Genomic DNA, 6819 nt, shown 5'->3' with positions numbered 1-6819 from the left:
CACAAGATTCTTGACGCTACCGATTTTTACATTAGTAGTAATAGGAGGGGCTATTTAAAAGCCCAGCCTTATTCAGACTGGGTTTTCACTGTGGCGGGTGATTTTGACCGCAGATTGCCCACGGAGATGATGAGGGAAACGATGACGAGCGGCCAGCTCAGACCGTAGAAATACAGGTCAAAATTGCCGGTGTCGCTCGGTTTGAAGAAGTCGAGGAGCGATAGGCCGGCTACGGCACTGACGGCCATGAGCAGGCCAAACATGACCAATTGGCAGAGCAGACCGCCGTAAGTGGAGAAGCGGTACTTATGGATGATGGCGCTGTCGGTATCGATGCTGTCGAGGCCGTAGAGCGTCTCATTGAGCGTGGGGTTGTCGTAGCCCACGTAGAGGGTGATCAGCAGGAGGCCCAACAGGTAGCTGCCGACCCACGGAATCAACAGGAGAACTTGGCCGACCATCAGGCTAATTAGACTGTCGTAGCGGGCGCGGCGAGCATCGTGGTGCCCGAGCAGATTGAAGAGGGTGAAGCCCATTTCGAAGCCCAACAGGTACACGGCAAAAACGGCGTACATCCCGGCCTTGCCCAGGTAGAAATAGGCAAAGAAACTGTTGAATAGCAAGACCATGCTGACCAGAAAGCCCCGGTTGAGGAGCCGCATTTTATAGCGCGGCAGGACGTGCCAGTCGGCAATCAGTTCGATGATCAGAATCACTAGCGCAATCCCGATGATGGTTAGAATTAGCCAGCTGGGAATGTTGATGGCCGCCTTACGCAGCGTGGTCAGGACGGCAATGACGCCGAAGAAGACCACGGAGAGCACCCAGCGCCAGGTCTGTGAGAGGCCGTGAACGTGGCGCGGCGATTCCTGGTAGAAGTCGCTGGTGAAGTTATTTAGCAGGAGTCCGCCGGGCAGCGCCACCAAATAGAGAATCCCCAGCAGCGTGAAGGTCAGCGTGTAGCTGAATTTGGCCAGCACATCGGCGCCGATGATCAGGGCCAAGCCGGCGAAAATCAACCAGTAGAGGCGTTTCATTTTAAAGTCGGCGGTGTGCGTTAGGTGTAACTTGACGGTCAAAAAATATGGCCAGATGGTGGCGGCGCTGTAGCCCCACAACAGGCTACCGATAATCAGCCAACCGAGGTGGGCGGTGGCAGCGAAGATCAGACTGCCGGCCGCACCGAGGGTCAGGCTGAGAATCAGGTAGGTGCTTGCTCGCAGGTTCAGGCGTTTGGTGTAGAAGATACTGGCCGCCCGAGAGATGTAGAAGGCCACGAGGGCGATCAGGTACGTCTCACTCTGGGTCTGTTGCCACTTGGCCAGAATGAGGACGTAGGGCAGGATGATACCGATATTTGCCAGAAAGTTTAGCGTGCCTACGGAGAAGTCGATGCCACTTTGTTTGAGTCGGGTCACGGGAAGGAGTCCCTCTTTCGTTTGAATTTTGTTCCAGTATACCAAATTTTCCCACAATGTTAGCGCCACGCGTTTGGTAGGGGCTAAATTGTGTTTTACCAGCGCCTTACCGGGTGGGGGAAATAGGCTGGAACGCTAGGGCGGACGCCTGGAGCCACAGAGCGGTCTCCAAGCGTGAGGGTGAACCTCTGAGAGACGAGTTTCACCCTCACCAATTGACTAAGCGATAAATCGCTAAGACAATTCCCACGGCTGAGCCTATTTCCCCCACCCTCACGGCTAACAAAGATTTAGCCCGTACCAAGGCGGGATCAACGTTTGTGGTCGTTGGTATACGTACATTTGTTTACTTGCGCTTAGGTGAAAACAAATAGGGCCAACAGCGAACTGTCGACCCTACGGAAATGGTAAATTTAATTTAGACCGATAAGCACTTCCACACCTTGAAGCGCGTGCGCTAAAGACATTATTCAGAGAAACATCATTGTGTCCGTGGTTGGGAAATATGCTGTGATTTGACCCAACGTGCATGGGCCAAAGATAGCTTAGCCGGAGGAGGCCAGGGATGCAGCCAGCCGTGACGGCGGTGTTAGACCGGGCGATTGGTTCTTCCCGGTTTTACAGCGTGGGACGTGTTTGGAAACTTGCGTGAACTTCGCGAGGTTTCAAACCGAGCCGAAAGCCAGTACTTTGGCTGCAGGCGGTCCCCACAGCAGGCGGAATCTCTGGCAGCCGCAGGCGACAACTTTGGCCCTCAGCGTCACGGTCCAATTTTCACCGGCCCGGAGGCAACTTGAACATACAACAGTTTAGTTTTCAGAAGACGTCTTTGGCGTGAGGCGCTTTTCGATGAAGGAGAGGACCAGGTCGGTGATGATCGCCATCAACGCGGTCGGCAATGCCCCAGCCAGGATAATTGCGCCCCCGTTCGTGGCGTTGGTCCCGCGGACAATGATGTCCCCCAGACCACCGGACCCAATGAAGGACCCGATAACGGTAATCCCAATCCCTAGGACTAAGGCGTTTCGAATTCCGGCGATGATCACGGAAAGTGACAGTGGAATCCGAATGGTCTTCATGATTTGGAAACGGGTCATCCCCATTCCCTTACCGGCATCCAGAACGTCGGGGTCGACGCTGAGCATCCCGGTGTAGGTGTTCTTGACGATTGGTAACAGGGAGTAGAGGAAGACGGTTGCAATCACCGTATTCTGCCCGAGTCCCAGACCCAGCATCAAGATGGACAGCATCGCCAGGGAAGGAATCGTCTGAATCACGTTAGCAATCCCAATGATGACGGGGGAGAGCTTCCGGTTCTGTGAGATCCAGATCCCAATGGGAATTCCCACGATGGCACCGAACAGCACCCCATAGATGGAGACGAGGAACGTTTGGTTAAATTGACTGAGGACGTACATCCCGTTGTGCGAGAAGTAATAGATTAACTGACTGAATAAGCCCATGTCTTTCATGCCTAGTTCCCCCCTTCAAAGTAGTGGTGTTGTTTCAGAAATTCGTTGGCGACCGTCTGGGGTTCTTCCAGTTGATCGTCGACCTTGTAGTTTAAGTCTTGCATGGTCTTCAGTGAGATCTTGCCGACCAAACGATTCAAGACCGGTTTGAGTTCAGAATGTTTCTTCAAGATAGCATTCGTCGCAACCGGACTCCCATCGTATGGTGGGAAGAAGTTCCTGTCATCCTTCAACAGGGTCAGGTCGTAACTGCCGACCCGGCCATCGGTGGAGTATCCCAGAATGGCATCCATCTTGTTGGCTTCCAAGGCATCGTAAAGTAGCCCAACTTGCATCGGGTAGACTGTGCCAAAGCTGAAGCCGTAGTCCTTTTGGAAAGCAGGATAACCGTCACCCTGCCGGTTCTGCCAGATTTGGTCGATCCCGACGCGCATCTTAGGGGCGAGGCGTTTCAGATCACTGACCGTTTTCAAGTGGTACTTCTTGGCGTAACTCTTCTTGACCATCCAAGCGTAGGTGTCGGCGAACCCGTATGACTCGAAATAAGTCATGTGGTAGCGACTCTGGAATTCGTTGGTGACGGTTGACTTGACCTTGGCGGGATCCCGTTCGAATTTTTCGTTCAGGACGGTCGTCAGGTCGGTCCCGTTGAACCGAATTGAGGAGATGTCAGCGTTGTCGTTCTTTAAAGCGTTAAAACTAACATTCCCGGAACCCAGGTTGTTGACGATGGTTGAATCTAACTTCGTGTAGTGGCCGATCATGCCTTGAATCATATAGGCCATAATCTGCTGTTCAGTCGTGTTCTGTGAGGCAATCCGAACGGTATTGTCGCCGGAACCACTCAGACCGGGCAAGCTGCACCCACCGAGTGGTAAGAGGACGATCGCTACCAGAAGTCCGGCTAGCCATTGACGTAAATGTTTTCGCATGACGGACCTCCTATCGTAATTGCCGTGGTGTCACGGTGTTTTCTAACTTACCTAACAAATAGTCCACGAGTAGGGCTAGTAAAATAACGGGAATCGAGCCGCCCAAGATTAAGTCGGAACGGTAGAGGTTCAACCCGTTAAAGATAAAGTCACCCAGACCACCGGCACCAATGTAGGATGCCAGTGTGGCCCACGCGATAACGTAGGTCGCAGACAGTCGAATCCCGGACATGATCACGGGCGCGGCTAGCGGAATCTCGGCGCGAATCATCGATTGCCACCAGGTCATGCCCATTCCCTTAGCGGCGTCACGCACAGCTGGTGAGACGCCTTCCATCCCGAGGTAGGTGTTGCGTAGGATGGGGAGCAGAGAGTAAATGAACAGGGCGACGATGGCTGGGGTAGACCCGATCCCGAAGATGGGAATCATCATGGCTAATAGCGCCATGGCAGGGATGGTCTGTAAGACCCCGGCCAGTGTGATGACCGCGTTGGCCCCGTGCTTCATGCGGGTCAATAAGATCCCGAGTGGCACGGCGACAACGATCCCCAAGAGAAGGGCGGCCGCGGAAATGTAGAGATGTTGGCCGGTCTTGTCGATCAGTTGCATGCCATAAACCTGTAAGAAGTGAATCATTGTGATGATTCGCCTCCTTCGTGAGTAGCGGCAGCGTGAATGTCAGCGTTGATTGGTGACGCTGGCTGCTCGTCGTTGGCGGGGGCCCCGCGCAAGGCATCGTAAACGATGTCGACCAGTGCGGTTCTAGTAACGATACCGACCAGGTGCTTCTTGGCATCGACAACGGGAACGTTTTTAACCCCCTGTTTTAGGATACGATCAACGGTGTCTCCAATGAGGGCGTTGGCCTGAACGTAGAAGACTTCCTTGTTGGTGAAACGGCTAACGGGCGTGGTGGCGTCGGTGATCCGGTTAATGTCGTCCAAGTCAACGTAGCCTTGGAGCACGCCATCCGCATCGGTAACCAGTAGCGTATCAACTCGCCGGTCATGCATCAGGTCGATGGCGTCATCCAGCGTCTTGTCAGGCGTGATGGCGGCCGGGTTCTTTAACATGATTTGACTAACGGAAAGAATGTTTGGTTGCGCTCTGATCAGCCGTTCTTCACCGATTAAGTTGGTGACGAATTCGTCGGCTGGGTGCCGCAAGATATTTTCGGGGGTGTCGACCTGGACTTGTTTTCCGTGGCTCATGATGACCACGCGCGTCGACAGGTGGAGGGCTTCATCCATATCATGGGTCACGAAGATGAAGGTCTTCCCGAGGTCCTCTTGTAAATGTTTGACCAAGTCTTGCAGGGATTCCCGCGTGATAGGGTCCAAGGCCCCAAAGGGTTCATCCATCAAGATGATTTCTTGATCGGCGGCCAGGGCCCGAACGACCCCGATCCGTTGTTGCTGCCCACCGGAGAGTTCACCGGGGTAGCGATTTAACATTTCTGCTGGCAATTGTGCCAGATCAATCATCTTTTTCGCTTGTTCTGCCCGTTTTTCTTTGGACCAGCCGAGCAATTTCGGGACGATTTCAATGTTTTCTTGAATCGTCATGTGCGGCATCAGACCGATGTTTTGGATGACATAGCCGATGGAACGCCGCAACTTAACTGGATCCATCTTTGAAATATCCTTACCATCAATCTTGATGGTCCCCGAAGTCTGGTGCAACATGCGATTGATCATCCGCATGGTCGTGGTCTTCCCTGAGCCAGACGTTCCGATGAACGAAATAAATTCACCACGATCGACTTCAAGGTTGAAGTCGTCGACGGCAATTTTCCCGTTAGGATATTCCTTACGTAGATGTTCCATTGAAAGTAGCATAGATTAACCTCCTGTGTAATGGTGTAACACTTCCGGTAAAGAGCCGGAAACATAGAAATAACGATCGGTACGTCCAGTGATGCGCGCTGAGCGAAGCAACCCGGGACCGGTCGTATTTGAAACAATAGGCTCTTGTGAATATAGCTATTGTACACGAAACCTTAACGATTTCCAAAAGATAACAATTTTTAGTGTTGATAATTGGCGGGTGTGAAACAGCTTACGTAAGCGCTAAAGCACCTGAAATATCGCGATTTCGCTTTTTTTCGGCCACCACCCAATTAAATCATAACATACCTAGCGTTCTTTTTTATAAGAGACGCCTTATTGAACTGGCGGCAACAAGCTCTCAATCCACCAGAATTTTTTGTGAAAAAGGCTTGCCTTCGACCTACTATAACCCCTTATAATCTTACTTATTAGTTAATTGGAAAGGGAGTTACGAACTTGAAACGAATCTTGATTGCTGGGCCCCTAGACGCTACCAGTCAGGCGTTTGTCCGCCAACTCAGTAAAAATACAGTGCTTGACTTAACGGTTTATACCCCTAGTGAAGTGACCCTGTCAGCAGGGATTACCGGCTTCACGGGGGAAGCCTTGGATGAAGGTGGCTTGAGTGCCGCCATGCTCGATCAAGACCTGGTCGTGGCGCTAGCACCCACCATTCACCTGACGGAAATTGTTCAGACCGTGATCACGGCAGCCCAAGCGGTGGCAGTGCCCCGCGTGCTGGTCAGCAGAACGGATGATATCGAGGATTTACCGGGCGAACTGCGCGCAGCCCAACGGACGTTAATGACGGCCGGGATGGAAGCCGACTTGCTCGAAGGCTTGGGTAGCGTGAGCGCCATGTTGGGTGTGACGCCAGTTCCCGCCGAAGTGGTGCCGCTTTTGGATGAACAACGCTTCGCTGGCTAGACGTTACATTCACCTGCGGCTGCCAGAGATTCCGGTAGCTGTGGGGATCGCCTGCGGCCTGAAAGGCGGTCCTCCGGCTCGGTTTGAAGCCTGACTAAAAGGCGTCAGTCTCCAAACGCGTCCCACGGTGTAAGCTGATTCTCAGCTAACACCATCGTCACAGCAACCTGCATCTCTGGCCGCCTCCGGTTACGATAGTGCCTTGCCGCGACGTTTTCTTTGGCTGCAGGCGGTCCCCAC

Annotated in this window: 6 protein-coding genes; 1 reads left to right on the top strand and 5 read right to left on the bottom strand. The window is 53.0% G+C overall.

From position 1 onward, the window contains the following. Nucleotides 1–68: 68 nt before the first annotated feature. From FD07_RS11410 to FD07_RS11390, 5 genes are all read right to left on the bottom strand, one after another. A complete protein-coding gene (locus tag FD07_RS11410) occupies nucleotides 69–1418 on the bottom strand; it encodes a hypothetical protein (RefSeq protein WP_020088958.1) in 1350 nt (449 codons plus the stop codon). A gap of 809 nt (nucleotides 1419–2227) precedes the next feature. Further along, a complete protein-coding gene (locus tag FD07_RS11405) occupies nucleotides 2228–2890 on the bottom strand; it encodes an ABC transporter permease (protein ID WP_020088957.1) in 663 nt (220 codons plus the stop codon). 2 nt (nucleotides 2891–2892) lie between these two features. Continuing rightward, nucleotides 2893–3822, bottom strand: a complete 930-nt coding sequence (locus FD07_RS11400; RefSeq protein WP_020088956.1) for an osmoprotectant ABC transporter substrate-binding protein — start codon at nucleotides 3820–3822, stop codon at nucleotides 2893–2895. A gap of 10 nt (nucleotides 3823–3832) precedes the next feature. Next, a complete protein-coding gene (locus FD07_RS11395) occupies nucleotides 3833–4459 on the bottom strand; it encodes an ABC transporter permease (protein WP_020088955.1) in 627 nt (208 codons plus the stop codon). After that, nucleotides 4456–5661 (bottom strand): betaine/proline/choline family ABC transporter ATP-binding protein, encoded by a 1206-nt coding sequence (locus FD07_RS11390; protein WP_020088954.1) that lies wholly within the window; start codon nucleotides 5659–5661, stop codon nucleotides 4456–4458. Before FD07_RS11390 ends, FD07_RS11395 begins: the two co-directional genes overlap by 4 nt. 447 nt (nucleotides 5662–6108) lie before the next feature. On the opposite strand from FD07_RS11390, the gene FD07_RS11385 reads away from it, so the two are divergent. Beyond that, a complete protein-coding gene (locus FD07_RS11385; protein WP_020088953.1) occupies nucleotides 6109–6579 on the top strand; it encodes a Rossmann-fold NAD(P)-binding domain-containing protein in 471 nt (156 codons plus the stop codon). Nucleotides 6580–6819: the final 240 nt, after the last annotated feature.

Origin of the sequence: Levilactobacillus parabrevis ATCC 53295, from assembly GCF_001434055.1 — a bacterium.
Taxonomy (GTDB): domain Bacteria; phylum Bacillota; class Bacilli; order Lactobacillales; family Lactobacillaceae; genus Levilactobacillus; species Levilactobacillus parabrevis.
This window is presented reverse-complemented; position numbering and strand designations above follow the sequence as displayed.

Excerpts from the sequence above, each read along its gene's own strand:
- FD07_RS11395 (WP_020088955.1), bottom strand. The coding sequence starts at position 4,459 with ATGATTCACTTCTTACAGGTTTATGGCATGCAACTGATCGACAAGACC.
- FD07_RS11390 (WP_020088954.1), bottom strand. The coding sequence starts at position 5,661 with ATGCTACTTTCAATGGAACATCTACGTAAGGAATATCCTAACGGGAAA.
- FD07_RS11405 (WP_020088957.1), bottom strand. The coding sequence starts at position 2,890 with ATGAAAGACATGGGCTTATTCAGTCAGTTAATCTATTACTTCTCGCAC.
- FD07_RS11400 (WP_020088956.1), bottom strand. The coding sequence starts at position 3,822 with ATGCGAAAACATTTACGTCAATGGCTAGCCGGACTTCTGGTAGCGATC.